General features: G+C 61.1%; 26 protein-coding genes. 10 read left to right on the forward strand and 16 right to left on the reverse strand.

Features of this window, described 5'->3' with window-relative positions:
- Positions 1-287 precede the first annotated feature (287 nt).
- The 4 genes from ftsY (at position 288) to rpoH (ending at position 4,389) form a co-directional block, all read left to right on the forward strand.
- On the forward strand, positions 288-1,718 hold the full coding sequence (ftsY, locus tag AACV02_RS02595) for a signal recognition particle-docking protein FtsY (protein WP_119737437.1): 1,431 nt from the start codon (positions 288-290) through the stop codon (positions 1,716-1,718).
- A complete protein-coding gene (ftsE, locus tag AACV02_RS02600) occupies positions 1,715-2,386 on the forward strand; it encodes a cell division ATP-binding protein FtsE (protein ID WP_003213784.1) in 672 nt (223 codons plus the stop codon). Before ftsY ends, ftsE begins: the two co-directional genes overlap by 4 nt.
- On the forward strand, positions 2,383-3,405 hold the full coding sequence (ftsX, locus tag AACV02_RS02605; RefSeq protein WP_106575690.1) for a permease-like cell division protein FtsX: 1,023 nt from the start codon (positions 2,383-2,385) through the stop codon (positions 3,403-3,405). Before ftsE ends, ftsX begins: the two co-directional genes overlap by 4 nt.
- A gap of 129 nt (positions 3,406-3,534) precedes the next feature.
- Positions 3,535-4,389, forward strand: a complete 855-nt coding sequence (gene rpoH, locus AACV02_RS02610) for an RNA polymerase sigma factor RpoH (protein WP_003176698.1) — start codon at positions 3,535-3,537, stop codon at positions 4,387-4,389.
- Positions 4,390-4,535: 146 nt separating this feature from the next.
- Here rpoH and mtgA read toward each other — a convergent pair whose 3' ends face one another.
- Positions 4,536-5,258 (reverse strand): monofunctional biosynthetic peptidoglycan transglycosylase, encoded by a 723-nt coding sequence (mtgA, locus tag AACV02_RS02615; RefSeq protein ID WP_106575689.1) that lies wholly within the window; start codon positions 5,256-5,258, stop codon positions 4,536-4,538.
- Between the two features lie 74 nt (positions 5,259-5,332).
- On the opposite strand from mtgA, the gene AACV02_RS02620 reads away from it, so the two are divergent.
- From AACV02_RS02620 to trmB, 4 genes are all read left to right on the forward strand, one after another.
- On the forward strand, positions 5,333-5,710 hold the full coding sequence (locus tag AACV02_RS02620; RefSeq protein ID WP_106575688.1) for a DUF423 domain-containing protein: 378 nt from the start codon (positions 5,333-5,335) through the stop codon (positions 5,708-5,710).
- A gap of 71 nt (positions 5,711-5,781) precedes the next feature.
- Positions 5,782-5,982: a sulfur carrier protein ThiS gene (thiS, locus tag AACV02_RS02625; protein WP_015886354.1), complete on the forward strand. Its 201-nt coding sequence runs from the start codon at positions 5,782-5,784 to the stop codon at positions 5,980-5,982.
- A 65-nt stretch (positions 5,983-6,047) separates the two neighbouring features.
- Complete coding sequence (locus AACV02_RS02630; RefSeq protein ID WP_119737439.1) at positions 6,048-6,842, forward strand: thiazole synthase; 795 nt, start codon at positions 6,048-6,050, stop codon at positions 6,840-6,842.
- A gap of 9 nt (positions 6,843-6,851) precedes the next feature.
- Complete coding sequence (gene trmB / locus AACV02_RS02635; RefSeq protein ID WP_106575687.1) at positions 6,852-7,577, forward strand: tRNA (guanosine(46)-N7)-methyltransferase TrmB; 726 nt, start codon at positions 6,852-6,854, stop codon at positions 7,575-7,577.
- 144 nt (positions 7,578-7,721) lie between these two features.
- Here the strand turns inward: trmB and AACV02_RS02640 are convergent, their stop codons facing one another.
- The 9 genes from AACV02_RS02640 to AACV02_RS02680 form a co-directional block, all read right to left on the reverse strand.
- Positions 7,722-8,045 (reverse strand): DUF3392 domain-containing protein, encoded by a 324-nt coding sequence (locus AACV02_RS02640; protein WP_016972961.1) that lies wholly within the window; start codon positions 8,043-8,045, stop codon positions 7,722-7,724.
- 17 nt (positions 8,046-8,062) lie between these two features.
- Positions 8,063-9,265, reverse strand: a complete 1,203-nt coding sequence (gene hemW, locus AACV02_RS02645) for a radical SAM family heme chaperone HemW (RefSeq protein WP_119737441.1) — start codon at positions 9,263-9,265, stop codon at positions 8,063-8,065.
- Positions 9,262-9,858 (reverse strand): RdgB/HAM1 family non-canonical purine NTP pyrophosphatase, encoded by a 597-nt coding sequence (gene rdgB, locus AACV02_RS02650; protein ID WP_119737443.1) that lies wholly within the window; start codon positions 9,856-9,858, stop codon positions 9,262-9,264. Before rdgB ends, hemW begins: the two co-directional genes overlap by 4 nt.
- Positions 9,855-10,289 (reverse strand): DUF4426 domain-containing protein, encoded by a 435-nt coding sequence (locus tag AACV02_RS02655; protein WP_106575685.1) that lies wholly within the window; start codon positions 10,287-10,289, stop codon positions 9,855-9,857. Before AACV02_RS02655 ends, rdgB begins: the two co-directional genes overlap by 4 nt.
- Positions 10,290-10,310: 21 nt before the next feature.
- Positions 10,311-10,931 carry a methionine biosynthesis protein MetW gene (gene metW, locus AACV02_RS02660; protein ID WP_003213768.1) on the reverse strand — a complete coding sequence of 207 codons (621 nt, stop codon included), beginning with the start codon at positions 10,929-10,931 and terminating at the stop codon, positions 10,311-10,313.
- A 7-nt stretch (positions 10,932-10,938) separates the two neighbouring features.
- Complete coding sequence (gene metX / locus AACV02_RS02665; protein WP_106575683.1) at positions 10,939-12,078, reverse strand: homoserine O-succinyltransferase MetX; 1,140 nt, start codon at positions 12,076-12,078, stop codon at positions 10,939-10,941.
- Between the two features lie 222 nt (positions 12,079-12,300).
- On the reverse strand, positions 12,301-12,888 hold the full coding sequence (locus AACV02_RS02670; protein WP_106575682.1) for a YggT family protein: 588 nt from the start codon (positions 12,886-12,888) through the stop codon (positions 12,301-12,303).
- A gap of 35 nt (positions 12,889-12,923) precedes the next feature.
- A complete protein-coding gene (gene proC, locus AACV02_RS02675; protein WP_119737445.1) occupies positions 12,924-13,742 on the reverse strand; it encodes a pyrroline-5-carboxylate reductase in 819 nt (272 codons plus the stop codon).
- 33 nt (positions 13,743-13,775) lie between these two features.
- Entirely contained in the window at positions 13,776-14,462 is a 687-nt protein-coding gene (locus AACV02_RS02680) for a YggS family pyridoxal phosphate-dependent enzyme (RefSeq protein ID WP_119737447.1), read from the reverse strand.
- A 57-nt stretch (positions 14,463-14,519) separates the two neighbouring features.
- Here AACV02_RS02680 and AACV02_RS02685 point away from each other — a divergent pair, with 57 nt between their 5' ends.
- Complete coding sequence (locus AACV02_RS02685) at positions 14,520-15,554, forward strand: type IV pilus twitching motility protein PilT (protein ID WP_119737449.1); 1,035 nt, start codon at positions 14,520-14,522, stop codon at positions 15,552-15,554.
- 140 nt (positions 15,555-15,694) lie between these two features.
- On the opposite strand, the gene AACV02_RS02690 is transcribed toward AACV02_RS02685, so the two are convergent.
- Complete coding sequence (locus tag AACV02_RS02690; protein ID WP_106575678.1) at positions 15,695-16,333, reverse strand: C40 family peptidase; 639 nt, start codon at positions 16,331-16,333, stop codon at positions 15,695-15,697.
- 249 nt (positions 16,334-16,582) lie between these two features.
- On the opposite strand from AACV02_RS02690, the gene AACV02_RS02695 reads away from it, so the two are divergent.
- Positions 16,583-17,011 carry an NINE protein gene (locus AACV02_RS02695; RefSeq protein ID WP_119737451.1) on the forward strand — a complete coding sequence of 143 codons (429 nt, stop codon included), beginning with the start codon at positions 16,583-16,585 and terminating at the stop codon, positions 17,009-17,011.
- Between the two features lie 168 nt (positions 17,012-17,179).
- Here the strand turns inward: AACV02_RS02695 and AACV02_RS02700 are convergent, their stop codons facing one another.
- From AACV02_RS02700 to AACV02_RS02720, 5 genes are all read right to left on the reverse strand, one after another.
- The gene (locus AACV02_RS02700; protein WP_106575676.1) at positions 17,180-18,451 is read right to left on the reverse strand and encodes a dihydroorotase; all 1,272 of its coding nucleotides are present in this window, start codon (positions 18,449-18,451) and stop codon (positions 17,180-17,182) included.
- Positions 18,448-19,452 (reverse strand): aspartate carbamoyltransferase catalytic subunit, encoded by a 1,005-nt coding sequence (locus AACV02_RS02705; RefSeq protein ID WP_106575675.1) that lies wholly within the window; start codon positions 19,450-19,452, stop codon positions 18,448-18,450. Before AACV02_RS02705 ends, AACV02_RS02700 begins: the two co-directional genes overlap by 4 nt.
- 24 nt (positions 19,453-19,476) lie before the next feature.
- On the reverse strand, positions 19,477-19,983 hold the full coding sequence (pyrR, locus tag AACV02_RS02710) for a bifunctional pyr operon transcriptional regulator/uracil phosphoribosyltransferase PyrR (protein ID WP_119737455.1): 507 nt from the start codon (positions 19,981-19,983) through the stop codon (positions 19,477-19,479).
- A gap of 72 nt (positions 19,984-20,055) precedes the next feature.
- Positions 20,056-20,493, reverse strand: a complete 438-nt coding sequence (ruvX, locus tag AACV02_RS02715; protein ID WP_003195067.1) for a Holliday junction resolvase RuvX — start codon at positions 20,491-20,493, stop codon at positions 20,056-20,058.
- Positions 20,493-21,062, reverse strand: a complete 570-nt coding sequence (locus tag AACV02_RS02720) for a YqgE/AlgH family protein (protein WP_106575672.1) — start codon at positions 21,060-21,062, stop codon at positions 20,493-20,495. Before AACV02_RS02720 ends, ruvX begins: the two co-directional genes overlap by 1 nt.
- Positions 21,063-21,208: the final 146 nt, after the last annotated feature.

Here is a 21,208-nt window from a genome sequence, read left to right on the forward strand (position 1 = left end):
GGAGGTGCTAGGATACTGATCCGATTTAGGGACGGCCACTGCGGCGGCCATCTTGTCCCGGATCCAGTCGTAGAAATGTTGGAATAGAGGGTGGTTTTCCCCGATGATCTTCCACTTTTCGCCGATTTTGTCGCTTCAGTCCTTTATTGAAACGATTTGTTGAGGCCTTTATTTACGCCTTGCAGAATGTTGCGCATGAACAAGCGAGCGTTAAAGCAGTCTGTTCTGCATCGAATTTATTTACCGAGGCGCCCTGGCGCATCGCTACTTTGAGATAGCCGTCCTCCATGTTTGGTTCCAACGACGACAAGAAGAGCCCAGCTGCGGCTGGCGAGAAAAAAGGCCTGTTCGGATGGCTGCGCAAAAAGCCGCAGGAAACCGTCGTCGAACAGCCACAGGTTCAGCCTGAGCCGATTCCCGAACCTATAGTAGACGCCGAACCGGTTGTTGAAATCCCGGCACCGGTGGTGTTGCCGATGGCCGAGCCGGTGTTGCAGCCGGTGGTTGAGGAGGTGCCGGAACCTGAGCCTGAACACAAGCCGTGGCTTGAGCTACCGGTTGCCGAAGAACCTGTGGCGCTGGTTGAGGATTTGCAGGCTGAGCACGTGACGCCGCCGATTCCGCTCGCGGTCGAGCCGGTGGCCGTTGTGGTTGAGTCGTCACCTGTCATCGAAACGCCTGCGCCAGCAGTTGTTGAGCCCGCGCCAGCGCCTGTCGTCGTTGCCGCGCCTGCCGTGATCGAGCCGCCCGCTGCCCCGGAGCCGGTCGCCGCTGCCGCTGAAACCAGCAAAACCGGCTTCTTTGCCCGCCTTAAGCAAGGTCTGAGCAAGACCAGCGCCAGCATCGGCGAAGGCATGGCCAGTCTGTTCCTGGGCAAAAAGGTCATCGATGACGAGCTGCTGGAAGACATCGAAACCCGTCTGCTGACCGCCGACGTGGGCGTCGAAGCCACTGCGGTGATCATCCAGAGCCTGACGCAGAAGGTTGCGCGCAAACAACTGACCGACGCCGACGCGCTCTACAAATCGCTGCAGGCTGAACTGGCCGCGATGCTCAAGCCCGTGGAAGCGCCGCTGGTGATCACGCCGAACAAGCCGTTCGTGATCCTGGTCGTCGGTGTCAACGGCGCCGGCAAAACCACCACCATTGGCAAGCTGGCCAAGAAGCTGCAGTCGGAAGGCAAGAAAGTCATGCTCGCCGCCGGCGACACCTTCCGCGCCGCAGCCGTGGAGCAGCTGCAGGTGTGGGGTGAGCGCAACAAGATTCCGGTCATCGCCCAGCACACCGGCGCCGACTCCGCGTCCGTCATCTTCGATGCCGTGCAAGCCGCCAAGGCCCGTAACATCGATGTGTTGATTGCCGATACCGCCGGTCGTCTGCACACCAAAGACAACTTGATGGAAGAGTTGAAAAAGGTCCGACGCGTCATCAGCAAGCTCGACGCCGACGCGCCGCATGAAGTGTTGCTGGTGCTTGACGCCGGCACCGGCCAGAACGCCATCAGCCAGGCCAAACAATTCAACCAGACGGTGCAACTCACCGGCCTGGCATTGACTAAGCTCGACGGCACGGCCAAGGGCGGCGTGATCTTCGCCCTGGCCAAACAGTTCGGGTTGCCGATTCGTTACATCGGCGTCGGTGAAGGCATCGACGACCTGCGCACCTTTGAAGCCGAACCCTTTGTACAGGCACTTTTCGCCGAGCGGGAGCGTTCATGATTCGATTCGAACAGGTCGGTAAACGCTACGCCAACGGGCATGTGGGCTTGCATGAGCTGAGCTTTCGAGTGCGTCGTGGCGAATTCTTGTTTGTAACTGGTCATTCGGGCGCGGGCAAAAGTACGCTGCTGCGGCTGCTGCTGGCCATGGAACGCCCGACCACCGGCAAGTTGCTGCTGGCGGGCCAGGATCTGGCCACCATCAGCAATGCACAGATTCCGTTCCTGCGCCGTCAGATTGGCGTGGTGTTCCAGAATCACCAGTTGCTGTTTGATCGCACCGTGTTCAACAACATTGCGCTGCCGTTGCAGATTCTCGGGCTGTCCAAGGCCGAGATCGTCAAACGGGTGGACTCGGCCCTGGAGCGCGTAGCGCTGTCGGACAAGACCGACCTGTATCCGGGCGATTTGTCCACCGGCCAGCAACAGCGCGTCGGCATCGCCCGCGCGATTGTTCACCGCCCGGCCTTGCTGCTGGCGGACGAACCTACCGGTAACCTCGACCCGCGCCTGGCGGCCGAGATCATGGGCGTATTCGAAGATATCAATCGCCTGGGCACCAGCGTGCTGATCGCCAGTCACGACCTGGCGCTGATTGCGCGCATGCGCCACCGCATGCTGACCCTGCAACGCGGCCGCCTGATTGGTGATGGGGAGGCCGGCGTATGAGTGCAACACGCAGCCCTAAAGTATCCGAGCGTGTGGCGCCTAAAGCCGCCGACCCGCAGCCGCAGAAGAAAAAACGCGACGAAGACGACGGTCCGGACTTCGGCACGCTGCTGCGCGCCTGGATCGAAAGCCATCGCGCCAGCCTGCTCGACAGCCTACGCCGCCTGGGCAAGCAACCGATTGGCAGCTTTTTCACCTGCCTGGTGATGGCCGTGGCACTGAGCCTGCCGATGGGTTTGTCGCTGCTTCTTAATAATGTCGAGCGCCTGGGTGGTTCCTGGCAGCGTGCGGCGCAGATTTCGCTGTACCTGAACCTCGACGCCAGCGCCAAAGACGGCGAGAACTTGCGCGATGACATCAAGAACCTGCCGGGTGTGGCGGACGCCGAGTACATCAGTCGCGACCAGGCGCTTGAGGAGTTCCAGCAGCAATCCGGCCTGGGTGAGGCGCTCAAAGAGTTGCCGCAGAACCCGCTGCCGGGCGTGGTGCTGGTAACGCCAAATGAAGTCGACAAGCCGGCGCTGGAGGCCCTGCGACAAAAACTCGCAGAGATGCCGAAGGTACAACAGGCGCAACTTGATCTAGTCTGGGTAGAGCGTCTTGCCGCGATTCTCAAGCTGGGCGACCGCTTTGTGTTCGGCCTGACGGTGCTGTTGGTGTCTGCATTACTTTTGGTGATAGGTAATACCATTCGTCTTCATATTGAAAACCGTCGCACCGAGATAGAAGTGATTAAACTGGTCGGCGGCACGGACAGCTATGTGCGTCGTCCTTTTCTGTACATGGGCGCGCTTTATGGCTTTGGTGCCGGGATTTTGTCCTGGGGCGTGCTGGCTTTTGGCCTTGACTGGCTGAACGACGCGGTAGTCGGGCTTGCCGGCCTGTACGGCAGCGATTTTGCCCTGGCCGGCGTGCCGGTTGCCGATGGGCTGTCACTCTTGCTTGGCGCGGTATTGTTGGGGTATATCGGTGCGTGGATTGCGGTCGCTCGTCACTTACGTGAGCTGGCGCCGAAGTAGTTAATGTCAGATTAATGTGGTTTCGTTTGTATTGACCGTATCAGTGGTTTAGGGAACTTGTCCTACGGTTCCCGGTCAATTTTCGCAGTGCTGAACTGCACGAGTTATGTGAGTCGGAGGTTTTTTCGTATGACCACTTCTTTGCAACCTGCTTATGCTCTGGTCCCGGGTGCGAACCTGGAGGCCTATGTGCACACGGTCAACAGCATTCCATTGCTGACGCCCGAGCAGGAGCGTGAACTGGCCGAGAGTCTCTACTATGAGCAGGATTTGGGGGCGGCTCGGCAGATGGTGCTCGCCCACCTGCGTTTTGTCGTACATATCGCCCGTAGCTATAGCGGCTACGGTCTGGCCCAGGCTGACCTGATTCAGGAAGGCAACGTCGGCCTGATGAAGGCTGTAAAACGCTTCAACCCTGAAATGGGTGTGCGTCTGGTGTCGTTTGCTGTGCACTGGATCAAGGCGGAAATTCACGAATTCATCCTGCGCAACTGGCGCATTGTGAAAGTCGCGACCACCAAGGCCCAGCGCAAGCTGTTCTTCAACCTGCGCAGCCAGAAGAAACGCCTGGCGTGGCTGAACAACGAGGAAGTCCACCGTGTGGCCGAAAGCCTCGGTGTAGAGCCGCGTGAAGTGCGCGAGATGGAAAGCCGCTTGACCGGCCATGACATGGCCTTCGACCCGGCCGCCGAAGCGGACGACGACAGCGCCTTCCAGTCGCCAGCCAACTACCTGGAAGACCACCGGTACGACCCGGCGCGTCAACTGGAAGATGCGGACTGGAGCGACAACTCCAACCACAACCTGCACGAAGCGCTGGAAGTGTTGGACGACCGCAGCCGTGACATCCTCTACCAGCGCTGGCTGGCAGAAGAAAAAGCCACGCTGCACGACTTGGCGCAGAAGTACAACGTGTCGGCCGAGCGGATTCGTCAGCTTGAAAAAAGCGCGATGAACAAGCTGAAACTGTCCATCGCCGCCTAAACGCTGGTTTCGGAAATACCACGATCGAATGTGGGGGCGGGCTTGCTCGCGAAAGCGGAGTGTCAGTCATCGCAAATGTTGACTGAGCCACCGTATTCGCGAGCAAGCCCGCTCCCACATTTGTTTTTGTGTTGCGTCAGTGGGTATCAGTCGGACCAGGGTGCCTTGCGCGAATTGTTCAGTTCGACCAGATAACCATCGCCCCCCAACTGGCTCATCTGCTGGCGAATCCAGGCAGCCCGTCGCGCCACATAGGCGGTTGGATGGCTGGCGCTCCATACCCGTGGGTTCGGCAACACCGCCGCCAGGTAACTGGCCTGCTGACGGGAAAGCCCTTTGGCACTCACGCCAAAGTGATGCCGAGCCGCCGCTTCGGCGCCGAACACACCTTCATCCCATTCGACGCTGTTGAGGTACACCTCAAGAATCCGTTGCTTGGGCCAGAACACCTCGATCAACCCGGTAAACCAGGCCTCCAGGCCTTTGCGCAGGTAACTGCGGCCGGTCCACAGAAACAGGTTTTTCGACACTTGCTGGCTTAGGGTGCTGGCGCCGCGAATCGAGCCGCCGCGTTCGTTGTGCAGCAGCGCCGCTTGAATCGCGTCAAAATCAAAGCCCCAATGCTGCGGGAAGCGCTGGTCTTCACCGGCCATCACCGCCACTTTGAGGTCGTCGGAGATCTCGTCCCACGCCACCCACGTGCGTTGCAGGTCAATCGGCTCGCCGTCGACCCAGGATTCGACCTTGCGCTCCACCATCAATGCGGTGAACGGTGGCGGCACGACACGAAACAGCAACACCAGCAGCACACTGCCGATGGCAAACCATTTCACGACTTTGAGAAAACGCTTGAAGAGGAGACGCAGCATAGAGATGGCTTGGCCGAACCCGTTGAGCGGGCCATTATACAGACCCGGCCCTTTGAGTCTGACTGGAGTTCCTCATGCTGCGTAGCTTTCTGATGCTGGCTGCCTTTTTCGGCTTCACCGGCGTTGCCCTCGGCGCTTTTGCTGCTCATGCCCTGAAAAACCGCTTGAGCGCCGAGTACCTGGCGATCTTCCATACCGGCGTGACGTACCAACTGGTGCACGCCCTGGCGCTGTTCGGCGTGGCGCTGCTGGCCGCGCACATTCCTGGCCGGCTGGTCAGTTGGGCGGGCATCTCGTTTACCGTCGGTATCCTGCTGTTTTCCGGCAGCTTGTATGCACTGACACTGACCGGCATCAGCAAGCTCGGCATCATTACGCCGTTTGGTGGGCTGGCATTCCTGTTGGGCTGGTTCTTTCTCGGCCTCACCGCATGGCGCCTGCAGGTCATCTGACCGAGGGGCTTGGGCCGACAACGCCAATCGGGCTAGAATGCTGGCCCCTAAAAACGATGGCGGCCCGTGGCATGCGCATTCAGTTGAACGGCGAATCCTTTGAACTGCCCGACGGTGAAACCGTTGCGGCCCTGCTGACCCGTCTGGACTTGACCGGGCGTCGCGTCGCAGTGGAGCTCAACCTGGATATCGTCCCGCGTAGCCTGCACGCCGAGACCGCGCTCACCGAAGGTGATCAGGTCGAAGTGGTCCATGCCATCGGCGGCGGTTAGTCGCCCGGCGCGCCAGCGCGCCAACCCGCATTCTGCAGAACCTCATCCCACCTCGAGGATTTCCCATGAGCATCGTTCGTAGCGACAAGCCCTTCGTTCTGGCCGGTCGTACCTACCAGTCCCGTCTGCTGGTCGGCACCGGCAAGTACCGCGACATGGAAGAAACCCGCCTGGCCATCGAAGCCTCGGGCGCCGAGATCGTTACCTTCGCCGTGCGCCGCACCAACCTCGGGCAGATCGAGGGCGAGCCGAACCTGCTCGAAGTGCTGTCGCCGGACCGCTACACCTTCTTGCCGAACACCGCCGGGTGCTACGACGCGATTGAAGCGGTGCGCACTTGCCGCCTGGCCCGCGAGCTGCTCGACGGCCACAACCTGGTGAAGCTGGAAGTGCTGGCCGACCAGAAAACCCTGTTCCCCAACGTGATCGAAACCCTGAAGGCCGCCGAAACGCTGGTCAAGGAAGGCTTCGACGTGATGGTTTACACCAGCGATGACCCGATCATTGCCCGCCAACTGGCAGAAATCGGCTGCGTTGCCGTGATGCCGCTGGCCGGTCTGATCGGTTCCGGCCTGGGTATCTGCAACCCGTACAACCTGCAGATCATCCTCGAAGAAGCCAAGATTCCGGTGCTGGTGGACGCGGGCGTAGGCACTGCCTCCGACGCCACCATTGCCATGGAGCTGGGTTGCGATGCGGTGCTGATGAACTCGGCCATCGCTCATGCCCAGCAGCCGATCATGATGGCTGAAGCCATGAACCACGCGATCGTCGCGGGCCGCCTGGCCTACCTCGCCGGCCGTATGCCGAAAAAACTCTATGCCAGCGCCTCTTCGCCGCTGGATGGTCTGATCAAGTAAGAGCTATTGATGACTGAATCAAACGAAACGCCGAACACCGTGGAAGAGGGCGACGAGTCCAAGCACCGCCGCATCAAGAGCTTTGTGATGCGCGCGGGCCGTATGACCGAAGGCCAGCAAAAGGGCCTGGAGCAGGGCACGCCGCTGTTCGTTTTGCCATTGGCCGACGCGCCAGTGGACTACGACCAGGTGTTTGGCCGTTCGGCCCCGCGTTCCCTGGAAATCGGATTCGGCATGGGTCACTCCTTGCTGGAAATGGCCGCGGCCTCGCCGGAGCAGGACTTCATCGGTGTGGAAGTACACCGTCCGGGTGTCGGCGCGTTGCTCAACGGCGTGCTGACCCAAGGCCTGACTAACCTGCGGGTCTATGACTGCGACGCGATTGAAGTGCTCAACCGCTGCATCGCCGACAACAGCCTCGATCGCCTGATGCTGTTCTTCCCGGACCCGTGGCACAAAGCCCGTCACCACAAGCGTCGCATCGTCCAGGCTTCGTTCGCGGAGCTGGTGCGCAGCAAGCTTAAAGTCGGTGGCATCCTGCACATGGCGACCGACTGGGAACCGTACGCCGAGTACATGCTGGAAGTGATGAACGTCGCCCCTGGCTATCGTAACCTGGCCGAAGACGGCAAATGCGTGCCACGCCCGGCTGAGCGTCCGATCACCAAGTTCGAGCGCCGCGGCGAGCGGTTGGGGCATGGCGTTTGGGATCTGAAGTTCGAGAAGGTCGACTGACAAGCCATTAGCGTGGAATACGGTCAAAAAAGTGGGAGCGGGCTTGCTCGCGAAGGCGCTGAATCAGTCGACCTGTAAGGTGACTGACGCACCGTTTTCGCGAGCAAGCCCGCTCCCACATTTGTATCCCTGTTGGATTGGCAGTCAGCGGCGGTCTGCGACTACGCCAATCAACACCAGCACCACCACCAACACTGGCGCCAGGCTGTAGTTATTGAACTGGCTCAACCCCCGCACGATCCATGGCGTGGCGTAGATCAACGCCGCACCGCTGCCGATCATGCACACCAGCGCCATCAAGGGGACGCGCAATGCGCCCGCGATACTGCCCAGGCGGGCCTCGACCCAGCCTTTGATATCGGCGCCGAACAACACCAGCAAGCAGCCGACAAGAGCCAGAGAGATTTCCGACAGGTTACTTCGGCTCCAGCGGGATACGGTGGCGAGCAGGTCGAGTACCAAATCCATTCGAATTCCTTAGAGCGTCAGCTCAAAAACTTCTGCAACAGGTCATTGAGAAAGAGTTGCCCGCGGTCGGTCGCCGCCAGGCGTGACGGTTCGACCTGCATTAAGCCACTTTGTTCTGCCTCACGGCGGCCTTCCTCAAGGCTCGCCAGATCAAGGCCGGTGCGCTCGGCGTAGAGCGTGGCGTCGACGCCTTCGGTGAGCCGCAACGCATTCATGAGGAACTCGAATGGAAGCTCTTCATTGGTCAGTTCTTTCGCCCCGGCCTGAAAGCTTTTGGCCGGGTTGAGGTAGTCCTTGGGTGCTCGGGTCTTCCAGGTGCGCACGATGCGCCCGTCCGGGTGGCTGAGCTTGCCGTGGGCGCCGGCGCCGATGCCGATAAAGTCGCCAAAGCTCCAGTAATTAAGGTTATGCCGCGCCGGGCGGCCCGGTTGGGCATACGCCGAGACTTCATATTGCGCGTAACCGTGTTCGGCCAGCAGCGCCTGACCGGCTTCCTGAATGTCCCACAGGGTGTCATCTTCCGGCAGCGCGGGCGGCTGGTTCCAGAACACAGTGTTGGGTTCCAGGGTCAGTTGGTACCACGACACGTGCGTCGGCTTGAGGGCGATTGCCTGGCGCAAGTCGCTCAGGGCGTCGTCCAGGGTTTGATCGGGCAAGCCATGCATCAGGTCCAGGTTGAAGTTATCAAACCCGGCCTGGCGCGCCATGCCGGCGGCGCGCACGGCTTCGTCACCGTTGTGAATACGGCCCAGGGCTTCGAGCTTCTCCTGCTGGAAACTCTGGATGCCGATGGACAGGCGGTTGATGCCCAGCGCGCGGTAGGCCACGAACTTCTCTTGCTCGAAGGTCCCGGGGTTGGCCTCCAGGGTGATTTCGATGTCGCCGGCAAACGGGATGCGTGCTTCCACGCCCTTGAGCAAACGGCCCAGCGCAGCGGCGCTGAACAAGCTTGGCGTGCCGCCACCGAAGAAGATCGAACTGAGTTCACGGCCATAAACCGCGTGCAGGTCTTGATCAAGGTCAGCCAGCAACGCGTCCACGTACTCTTCTTCCGGCAGCACCTTGCTGGCGGTGTGGGAGTTGAAGTCGCAATACGGGCATTTGCGCACGCACCATGGAATGTGGATATACAGCGCCAAGGGCGGCAGGTGCGGCAGGGCCGCCCGAGGCGTTTGCGCGCCGCCGTGGATCAGCGGCTGCGCAGAGGTGTTCTGGGTCATTTCAGGCTCAGGCGTTGGCGCAGCAAATCCATTGCGCGGGCGCGGTGGCTGATCTGGTTCTTGTCGGCCGGGCTCAGTTCGGCGCTGGAAACATTACGCTCCGGCACCCAGAACAGCGGATCGTAGCCAAACCCGTGCTCGCCACTGGCCGCATGCAGGATGCGCCCATGCCACAGGCCTTCGCAGAGGATCGGCAGCGGGTCGTCGGCGTGGCGCACCAGCGCCAGCACACAGACAAACTGCGCACCGCGCATCGCGTCCGGCACGTCCTTGAGAGCGTCCAGCAACTTGGCGTTGTTGGCCGCGTCGCCCTTGCCGTCGGCATACCGCGCCGAATAAATGCCAGGTGCTCCGCCCAGGAAGTCCACCGCCAGGCCCGAATCATCCGCCAGCGCCGGCAAACCGGAGATACGCGCGGCGTTGCGGGCCTTGAGAATCGCGTTTTCGACAAACGACAGGCCGGTTTCTTCCGGCTCGACCTGGCTGAACTCGCCGATCGAGCGCAGTTGCACGCAATTACCGAGCATCGCCTGGAGTTCTTTGAGTTTGCCGGCGTTATGGCTGGCCAGTACGAGTTGTGTGAGGTTCATCAGTCGGCCGGAAACAGTTCTTGGTTGAATTGGAAACCGTGGGCTTTGCCGCCGGTTTCAACATTGATGGTGAAAATCTTGGTTTCCTGCTGTGGCACCGCGTACTGGGCGACATACAGCGTGGAGCCGTTCTGGATGATTTTCTTGAACGTGAGCATCTCGCTCTTGCCGCCCAGGTCTTTGATCGTGCCGGTGACGGTTGCGTCGATCGGTTCGACGCCCTTGTTCACGAACACATTGATCATGCCCAGCTCTTTGCTGCGTACGATCCCGGCTTCCTGAGCCATTTCCGGCGTCAGGAAACTCGTGGTCAGGGTGTTGTAATGCACCGTGATATCGCCGAATTCTTTCTGGCGATTACCATCGATGGCATCCGCCGCCATGGCGCTGACGCCCAGGCATGCGGTGAGTAGAAATACAGCCAAACGACTCATGTTCGTCCTCCTTGAAAATGGTTAGACGGCAATTTGATGGTCCGTGAGGCCAGGACTGCTGACGCGGTAGATCCCGATTTCGCCCAACAGATTGGGCCATAGCTTACTCGCCCAGCCGTGGCGATGCTGTTGATCGACGGCAAGGCGGTTGATGACTTTGGCCTCACGCTCTCCGCACAAGGCTTCGAAGTCTTCGAAGGTGCAGAAGTGGATGTTCGGGGTGTTGTACCACGTGTACGGCAGGAAGTCCGACACCGGCATCCGGCCCTTGGTGGCCAGGTACCAGCGGCAGCGCCAGTGGCCGAAGTTGGGGAAGGTGATGATGCATTGGCGGCCCACACGCAGCATTTCGTCGAGAATGCGGTCCGGGTAGTGCACGGCTTGCAGGGCCTGGGTCATCACCACGATGTCGAAGCTGTTACTGGCAAAGTTGCCCAGGCCCTTGTCCAGGTCCTGCTCGATCACGTTGATGCCCTTGGCCACGCATTGGGCAATGTTGTCCGGGTCATTTTCCAGGCCGTAGCCGGTGACTTGCTTGTTGTCGCGCAGCCAGCTCAGCAGTTCGCCATCACCGCAACCGAGGTCGAGCACGCGGCTGCCGGCGGGGATCCAGTCTTGGATGATTTCCAGGTCGGCTCTCATGGCGTTCTCACAGAGTTATGCGGTTCATGTAATTGCTGAAAGCCTGCAGGTAGCGCGGGATCGGAATCAGGAAGGCGTCATGGCCTTGCGGAGCATCGATCTCCAGGTAGCAGACATCTTTCTTGGCGGCCATCAGCGCGTCCACCAGCTCACGGGAGCGGGCCGGCGAGAAGCGCCAGTCGGTGGTGAACGACATCACGCAGAACTTGGCGCTGGCACCCTCAAAGGTTTTCGCCAGGTCGTCGTTGAAGTTGGCGGCCGGGTCGAAGTAGTCCAGCGCCTTGGTCATCAGCAGGTAGGTGTTGGCGTCGAAACGCCCGGAAAACTCCTCGCCCTGATAGCGCAGGTAGCTTTCAACCTGGAACTCGACGCTGTGGAAGTCGTAGTTGAGCTTCTCGCTCTTGAGGCCACGGCCGAATTTTTCGCCCATGGAGTCATCGGACAGGTAAGTGATGTGCCCGACCATGCGCGCGAGCATCAAGCCACGCTTGGGGATTACGCCCGCTTCCTGGAACGAACCGCCGTGGAACTCGGGGTCGGTGAGGATGGCCTGGCGCGCCACTTCGTTGAAAGCAATGTTCTGCGCCGACAGTTTTGGTGCCGAGGCAATTGCCAGGCAATGGCGCACGCGGTCCGGGTAGGAGATGGTCCATTGCAGCGCTTGCATGCCGCCCAGGCTGCCGCCGATCACTGCAGCCCACTGGCCGATGCCCAGCAGGTCAGCCAGACGCGCCTGGCTGTGCACCCAGTCTTCCACGGTCAGCACTGGGAAGTCGGCGCCGAACGGTTTGCCGGTTTCCGGGTTGAGGCTGCTCGGGCCGGTGGAACCGTTGCAGCCGCCGAGGTTGTTCAGGCTGACTACAAAGAATTTGTTGGTGTCGATGGGCTTGCCGGGGCCGATGCAGCTGTCCCACCAGCCGGGCTTGCGCTCGTCGGCACTGTGGAAACCGGCGGCGTGATGATGGCCGGACAAGGCATGGCAGATCAGCACGGCGTTGCTCGCCGTGGCGTTCAGTTGGCCATAGGTTTCGTAGATCAGGTCATAGGCCGGCAGCGAACGGCCGCAGGCCAGGGCCAGCGGTTCGCTGAAGTGCGCCACTTGGGGCACGACCAGTCCAACAGAATCGGGGGGGAAGGCAGCTGGCATCGACCCTGCTCTCGTTTAAATGAGGCGTAAGTCTAAAGACCGCTGCACCTAGCGGCAAGCAAAGGCCTGCGCCCGTACAAAGATACAAATGGGGGAGGGGGCTTGTGTGGGAGCTGGCTTGCCTGCGATGCAGTCACCTCGGTGTTTCAGTCACACCGCAGTGATGCAATCGCAGGCAAGCCAGCTTCCCCAAAAGCGGCTTGCACAGTGATCCGCCAGGAATCAAATCAGCCCGAACAGCTCCTTGGGCATGAACGCGTAGTAGGCCAGGCGCGGGATCACCCAGCTTTGCAGCAGCTGGATCGCGATAAACGCGAAGATCGGCGAGATATCCAGGCCGCCCAGGTTCGGGATCAACCGACGGAACGGCGCCAGCACCGGTTCGGTGATCTGGGCCACCAGCTCCGCGCCAGGGCTACGGCTGCCGGGTGCGACCCACGAGAGGATCACGCTGATGATCATCGACCAGAAGATGATCTTCAAAAACAGCGAGAAGATACCGATCAGGCCCCATGGCAACAGCAGCGGGGTGAAGGCCTGGTAGCCGTTGAGCATCAGGATCACCACAAACAGCAAAATCTGCAGCAGCAGCGCCAGCACCAGCGATGACATGTCCAGGCCGAACAGGCTTGGTATCACGCGGCGCAGCGGTTTGAGCAGCGGTTGGGTGGCTTTCACCACGAACTGGCAGAGCGGGTTGTAGAAGTTCGCCCGCACCAATTGCAGGATAAAGCGCATCAGCACGATCAGCAGGTACAGGCTGCCCAAGGTCTGGATGATGAAAATGGCAGCGTCATTGATTCCGAGCATGTTTGTTTCCTATCGGGTCCAGTTGCAGGGGACGACTATTTGCCCAGTTGCTCGGCCATCTCGGCCGAACGATGTGCCGCAGCACCCAGGGCTTTTTCCACCAGGGCTTCAAAGCCACCGGCCTGGAACGATTCAATGGCCGCTTGCGTAGTGCCACCCGGCGACGTTACGCGGCGGCGCAGTTCGGCGGCGTCCACGTCGCTGTCGACGGCCATGTTGGCGGCGCCGAGCGCGGTTTGCTCAGCCAGTTGCTCAGCCACTTCGTGTGGCAGGCCCAGTTTCACGCCGGCGGCGGTCATGGCTTCGATCAACAGAAAGAAGTACGCCGGGCCGCTGCCGGAAACGGCGGTGACCGCATCCAGTTGCTGCTCTTGCTCCAGCCACACGGCGATGCCGACGGCGGACAACAGTTCTTGCGCCTGATCGCGTTGCTCGGCCGTCACTTCGGCGGTGGCGTACAGGCCACTCACGCCCTTGCGCAGCAGCGCCGGGGTGTTGGGCATGCAGCGCACGATTGGCTGTTCACCGAGCCAGGTGTTCATGCTGGCGCAGGTGATGCCGGCAGCGATGGAGACCACCAACTGATGCGGTTGCAGGCTTGGCCGCAGGCTTTCGCACACGGTCTTCATGGCCTGCGGCTTGACCGCCAGTACGATCACGTCAACGCCCTGGATCGCCTCGGCGTTGTCGGCAAAGGTTTCAATGCCGTGCTCAGTGCTGACGCGGGCGCGGGTGTCGGCGCCCGGGTCGCTGGCGCGGATCTGGGAGGCTTCGAGGCCTTTGGCCCGCAGGCCACCGATCAGGCTGGCCGCCATGTTACCGGCGCCGATAAAGGCAATACGCGTGTTGCTCATGACAGGTCCTTATTCAGAGGAAAGTCAGCCATTTCACGGCTGGCCGTAGTCGCGGGCGCCAAACAGGGCGGTACCGATCCGCACCCAGGTAGCGCCTTGGGCGATGGCCGACTCGAGGTCGTGGCTCATGCCCATGGAAAGTGTGTCCAGCGGCAGATTCAGGCTGGCTTGCAGGTCTCTCACCGCTGCGAACGCCGCATCTTGTGCGGCGCGATCTTCAGTCGGCTCGGGGATCGCCATCAAGCCGCGCAGTTTCAGGCGCGGCAAAGCGCTGATCGCATGGGCCAGGGCCGGCAGATCGGCGGGCGTACAGCCGGATTTGCTGGCTTCGCCACTGACGTTGACCTGGATGCAGATGTTCAGCGGCGGCAGGTCGGCCGGGCGTTGTTCGGACAGGCGTTGAGCGATTTTCAAGCGGTCCACGGAATGTACCCAAGCGAAGTTCTCGGCGATCGCACGAGTCTTGTTCGATTGAATGGGGCCAATGAAGTGCCAACTCAAGGGCAGGTCGGTTAATTGCGCCTGTTTGCCCAAGGCTTCCTGCAGGTAGTTCTCGCCAAAATCGTGCATCCCGGCGGCGTAGGCCTCGCGCACGGCTTGCGCGGGTTTGGTCTTGCTCACGGCCAGCAGGTGGATGCTGTTTTCGTCACGTTGCACGGCGTGGGCCGCGGCACGGATTCGCTCGCTAACCAGGCCAATGTTGTCTGCTATCGTCGACATTCAAGATGCACCCGTGGATATGGAGTCCGCGGCATTCTACTGGAAATGGAAAGCCCTATGGATATCACTGAATTGCTGACGGCCAGCGTGCGCCGTGGCGCCTCCGACCTGCATTTGTCGGCCGGCCTGGCACCGATGCTGCGTGTCGATGGCGAGGTCTGGCCGCTGGAAGGCCCGGTGCTCACGCCCCCGCAAGTTGCGGACTTATTGAGCCCTTTGCTCAACAGCTACCAACAAAAGGATTTCAAAACATCTCTTGAAACCGATTTTGCCTTTGAACTGCCGAGCGTGGCGCGGTTCCGGGTGAACGTATTTCAGCAGGACCGCGGCATGGGGGCGGTGTTTCGCACCATTCCCGCCCAGGTGCGGAGCCTTGAAAGCCTCGGGCTGGGGGCGGTGTTCCAGCGGATCGCGCAACTGCCGCGCGGCCTGGTGCTGGTCACCGGGCCGACCGGGTCGGGCAAGTCCACCACGCTGGCAGCAATGATCGACTACCTCAACGGGCATCGACGCCAGCACATCCTCACCCTCGAAGACCCCATCGAATTTATCCACAGGCCGAAAATGGCCTTGATCAACCAGCGCCAGGTGCACCGCGATACCCACAGCTTTTCGGCGGCGCTGCGTTCGGCTCTGCGTGAAGACCCGGATGTGATTCTGGTGGGCGAATTGCGCGACCTTGAGACCATCCGCCTGGCGCTGACCGCCGCTGAGACCGGGCACCTGGTATTTGGCACCCTGCACACCACGTCGGCCGCAAAGAGCGTGGACCGGCTGGTGGACGTGTTCCCGGCAGCGGAAAAAGCCATGGTGCGCTCGATGCTCTCGGAATCGTTGCAGGCGGTGGTGTCGCAAGTGCTGGTCAAGAAAATCGGCGGCGGGCGGGTGGCGGCTCACGAGATCATGCTGGGGACACCGGCTATTCGTAACTTGATCCGTGAAGACAAAGTGGCGCAGATGGTCTCGGCGATCCAGACCGGTGGGGCACTGGGGATGAAAACGTTGGACATGAGCTTGAAGGCGTTGGTCAGCGAGGGGCTGATCAGCCGGGAAGATGCGCGGGGGCAGGCGAGGGTGCCTGGGGACATTTGAGGTCTTGCGGGCAATGAAAATCAAATGTGGGAGCGGGCTTGCCCGCGAATGCGCAGTGTCAGTCACCATCTTGGTTGACTGATCTAACGCATTCGCGAGCAAGCCCGCTCCCACATTGGTTACCGCATATCAGACTGAAATCAGCGCTGCACAACCCGCAGGTTGTTGTTCTGCTCTTTCGGCAGAACCCGTTTGGCAATCACGTAGTTCTTGTCCCAGAACGGCTTTTTCAGCGTGTCGATGCTTACCGACTTGCCACGACGCGGTGCGTGGATGAAGCGGTCGTTGCCCAGGTAGATGGCAACGTGATTGACCTGGCGGCTCTTGAGCTTGAAGAACAACAGGTCGCCCGGTTTCAGGTCTTTACGATCAACCTTCAGCCCGTGACCGGCGGCCATGGCGTTGGACGTGCGTGGCAAATCCACCGCTTTGACGTCATTAAACGCATATTTCACCAAACCACTGCAGTCGAACCCTTTACTTGGGCTGCTGCCGCCCCAACGATAAGGTGTACCGAGCACATTAACCGCGCGGCTGAGGACGTTGCTGCTTTGTTTGGTGTTGACTGCCATCAGGCCGGCGGTTGCTTTACCGTGGGCCTTGCTCACTTGAGTCGGGCGGTTGACGGTCAGCTTTACCGACTTGGCGGTGCCTGGTGTGCTGTGAACTTTAGGGGTGAAACCGTTAACGTTAGGAAGACGTTGCTCACGATTGGTGGCGTGGGCGGCCAGTGGCATTAATAGGCAGATGGTTAGCCATGTCTTGAAAAATGGTCGCATTAGGCGTGGCTCTTTTTGGTTTGCGCGCAACTTTATAACAGCTTTTTGTGTCGTTCTAAGGCCGTTTGTCGACTGAACCCTGGGGTCAAATTCAGGAAAAACGCGACGAATTGCCGCTATTGTCCTGCAGAGGTCAGGTGGCATAAGGCTTTGCGGGAAGGAAGATACCATTTGCCGTACGTCGGGCGCCCGTAAAAAAGTCACAAAGAAAATTAAAAAATTTATCTATCGAGGCAAAAGAGGTACTCCATGAACACCTATCGACAGGATGTGATGCAGCAGGACACCCACAGCAAGGTGATCGGTTACCTGCTGTGGATTTTCGGTTTTACCGGGGCGCACCGCTTCTATTACGGCAAGCCGGTGACCGGGACGATCTGGTTTTTCACCTTTGGACTTTTCGGGATCGGCTGGCTGATCGACTTGTTCCTGATCCCCGCCATGGACCGTGAAGCAGACCTGCGTTTTACCGCCGGGCCGATCGAATACAACGTGGCCTGGGTACTGTTGGCGTTCCTGGGCGTGTTCGGGCTGCACCGCATGTATCAGGGCAAATGGATCACCGGCCTGATCTACCTGCTGACCGGCGGTTTGTTCCTGGTGGGCGTGCTGTATGACTTCTGGACGCTGAATACGCAGGTTTCGATCCGCAATGCCGAGCGCAACAACGGCCGATAAGCGCGCATACATTCAATGCGAGCACGGGCAATGTGGGAGCCGGGCTTGCCCGCGATAGCATCACCTCGGTCTGGCTGAAAGACCGAGGTGCCCGCATCGCAGGCAAGCCAGCTCCCACATAAGCCAGCTCCCACATTAACGGTGGGCCACTTTATATTTTGCGATCTATCAGGCCTGGTAGCTGATCCGCCCATCCACCAAGGTGTACCGCACCGTCGCCGGCAGGCTATGGCCGATGAACGGGCAGTTTTCGCCCTTGGACAGCCAGTGTTCCCCGGCAACCGTGGAGCTGGTCGGATCAAACAGCACCAGGTCCGCCGCCGAACCCACCGCCACCTTGCCCGCCGGCAGCCGCAAGGCCTCAGCCGGGCCGGCACTCAGGCGAGCCAACAGCGTTGGCAGGTCGAGCAGACCGTCTTGCACCAAGGTCATCGCCAGCGGCAGCAACAGTTCGACACTGCTGATGCCCGGCTCGGTCGCGCCAAACGGCGCCAGCTTGGCATCACGCTCGTGGGGTTGGTGATGGCTGGAGATTGCCGACACCACACCCGACTTCACGGCCGCGCGCAAACCGTCGCGGTCGGCCAGCGTGCGCAGCGGCGGCTGCACGTGATAGAGGCTGGAGAAATCGATCAGCGCTTCATCGGTCAAAATCAGCTGGTACAACGCCACGTCCGCCGTCACGGGCAGGCCGCGCGCTTGTGCCTGGGCGATCAGGGCCACGCCGCGCGCGCTGGTCAACTGGCTGAAGTGCGCACGCACGCCACTTTGCTCCACCAGCAGCAGATCACGGGCCAGGGCCACGGTTTCAGCGGTTTCCGGGATGCCCGGCAGGCCGAGGAAACTGGCGACGGCGCCTTCATGGGCCAGGCCGCCTTCGGCCAGGTCGCGGTCCTGGGAGTGGAAGATCACCGTCAGGTCGAAGGTGGCCGCGTATTCCAGGGCGCGGCACAGCGTGCGCGTGCTGCGAAAACTTTCCAGCCCGTTGCCGAATGCCACGCAACCGGCGTCGCGCAGGGCGATCAGCTCGGCGAGTTGTTCGCCTTCCAGGCCTTTGCTCAGCGCGCCAATGGGGAACACTTTGCAATTGCCGGCTTCGCGGGCGCGGTCCAGGATCAGCTCGGTCACCGCCGAGGTGTCCAGGATTGGCTTGGTGTGCGGCGGGCAGCACAGGCTGGTGACACCACCGGCAGCGGCGGCGCGGGTTTCACTGGCGATGGTGCCTTTGCGGCTGTAACCCGGTTCGCGCAGGGCGACGTTCAGGTCGACCAAACCAGGCGCGGCCACCAGGCCTTTGGCGTCGATCGTCTCGCTGGCGTTGAATCCCGCAGGCGCAGCGCCAATGGCGAGGATCTTGCCGGCTTCCAGGTGAAGATCGGTAACTTGATCCAGGCCGCTGGCCGGATCGATGACTCGGGCGCCGAGAATGCTGAGCTTCACTGGGCGTTCTCCTGCTCGAATTGACGTTGCGCGGTTTGCCCGCTCATGGCCATGGACAACACCGCCATGCGCACGGCGATGCCGTAGGTGACTTGATTGAGGATCACCGATTGGCTGCCGTCGGCCACCGCCGACTCAATCTCAACCCCACGGTTGATCGGCCCTGGGTGCATCACGATGGCATCCGGCTTGGCGCCGGCCAGCCGCGCGGTGGTCAGGCCGAACAGGCGGTAGAACTCACCTTCGCTCGGCAGCAGGCCACCGGCCATGCGCTCGCGTTGCAGGCGCAGCATGATCACCACGTCTACGTCCTTGAGGCCTGCGGTCATGTCGGTGTAGACCTTGACGCCGTACTGCTCGATACCGATCGGCAGCAGGGTTTTCGGCGCGATCACGCGGATGTCCGGGCAACCCAGGGCTTTGAGGGCCAGCATGTTCGAGCGCGCGACCCGCGAGTGCAGGATGTCGCCGACGATGGCCACCGAGAGGTTTTCAAAACCGCCCTTGTGCCGACGGATCGTCAGCATGTCGAGCATGCCTTGGGTTGGGTGCGCGTGACGGCCGTCGCCGCCGTTGATGATTGCCACGTTCGGGCACACATGCTCGGCGATGAAGTGTGCGGCGCCGGAGTCGCCGTGGCGCACCACGAACATGTCGGCGGCCATGGCTTCGAGGTTGCGCAGGGTATCGAGCAGGGTCTCGCCCTTGCTCGCCGACGAGGTCGACACGTTCAGTGTGATCACGTCGGCCGACAGTCGCTGGGCTGCCAGTTCAAAGGTGGTGCGGGTGCGGGTGGAGTTCTCGAAGAACACATTGCAGATGGTCTTGCCGCGCAGCAGCGGGACCTTCTTCACCGCGCGGCCACCGACTTCGAGGAACGAGTCGGCGGTGTCGAGGATTTCAGTCAGCAGTTCGCGGGGCAAACCGTCGAGGGACAAGAAGTGTTGCAACTGGCCCTGAGCATTGAGCTGCAGCGGGCGCTTGGCATCTAGAGGCGTCATCGCGGGGACTCTGTACAAGGCGGTTTAAAGGGCAAGGTCTTGCAGTTCGAGTTCGAGCGGCGTGGGACCGGACAATTTTACCCGCTGGTGGGCCTCCAGGGACAGGGTGGCACCGACCACATCCGGGCTGATCGGCAATTCGCCAGCGTCCAGGTCGAGCAGGCACACAAGCGTCACGCTGGCCGGGCGGCCGTAATCGAACAACTCGTTCATGGCGGCGCGGATGGTGCGGCCGCTCATCAGTACGTCGTCGATCAGCACCAGGTGCTGGCCTTCGATCTCGAACGGCAGGGCCGAAGGGCGCACCTGCGGGTGCAGGCCGTTCTGGCTGAAGTCGTCACGGTAAAAAGACACGTCCAGCGTGCCCAGCGGCGAATCACTGCCCAGCTCTTTCAGCAACGCTTGGGCCACCCACACACCACCGGTGCGAATGCCGATGAAGCGCGGTTCGCTGATGGCACGGTGTTGCAGGTGCGCCTTGAGGCGAATCGCCATCTGGCTGATCAGGTCGGCGGGATTGGGCAGGCTCATGGTGGCTCCTTCAAGGCCTCGCGCAGGCAAGGTCCGGGCTCAAACGTAAAAAGACGCGGCAAGCCGCGTCAGTCAGGATTCAAATAAAGCGGTGTTTTCATCCAGCCAACCCTGCAACAGCAGGGCGGCGGCGATGGCGTCCACCGGGTTGTCGCGGTAGCTGCCTTTCTGCCCGCCACGGTCACGGCGCTCACCCTTGGCTTCAAAGGTGGTCAGGCGCTCGTCGTGGGTATAGAAGGGCAGGTTGTAGCGGCCATTGAGGCGGCGGGCGAACTTTTCGGCGCGCAGGCACATGTCGCTGGGGGTGCCGTCCATGTTCAAGGGCAGGCCGACCACGACGGCGTCGGGTTTCCACTCCTTGATCAGGGCCTCGACCTGGTTCCAGTCCGGCACGCCGTTCTGGGCCTTCAAGGTGCACAACTCGCGGGCCTGGCCGGTAATCACCTGGCCGACCGCTACGCCGATCTGTTTGGTGCCGTAGTCAAAACCGAGGATCAAGCGCAAGGCCATCAGGCGTGCCCCGCCTGGCTGGTCAGCAGGTTGAGGTTGACCCGCAACTTGGCTGCCGCCGCTTCCAGGCGCAGCTCGCTGGCGGTGTTGAATAGAATGTCGGCGTCGAACGGGCAGGTCAGCCAGGCATTACTGGCCAGTTCGGCTTCCAGTTGCCCGGCTTCCCAGCCGGCGTAGCCGAGGGTGATCACGCTTTGCTCAGGCCCCACGCCGTCGGCGATGGCGAACAACACGTCCTGTGACGTGGACAACGACACACCTTCCAGGTCGACCGTGGCCTGGAACTTCGGCCCGGTGGGGTGCAGCACAAAACCACGGTCGGTCTGCACCGGCCCGCCGATGTAGATCGGTACGTTTTGGCAGCGCGCCGGCGGGTCGATCTCGGGGCGCAGTTGCTCAAGAATGTCGGCCAGGTTCAACTCTTGCGGGCGGTTCACCACCAACCCCATGGCACCATTGGCCGTGTGCTCGACGATGTAGGTCAAGGTTTGCGCAAAGTTCGGGTCGGCCATATGGGGCATGGCGATCAGGAATTGGTGCTTGAGGTAGGTCGGGCTGACATTTTTCATGTCCGCTAGTGTGGCGTCGGAGGGGCGAACTGACAAGCTGCGGCGGACGCTAATTGTGGTAAGCGGGCTTGCCGTGGCGGGTAGGCTTGTTGTGGCGAGCGAGCTGTTGTGGCGAGCGGGCTTGCCACGCGTTGGGGCGCGAAGCG

Source organism: Pseudomonas sp. Larv2_ips (genome assembly GCF_963879675.1).
GTDB lineage: Bacteria > Pseudomonadota > Gammaproteobacteria > Pseudomonadales > Pseudomonadaceae > Aquipseudomonas.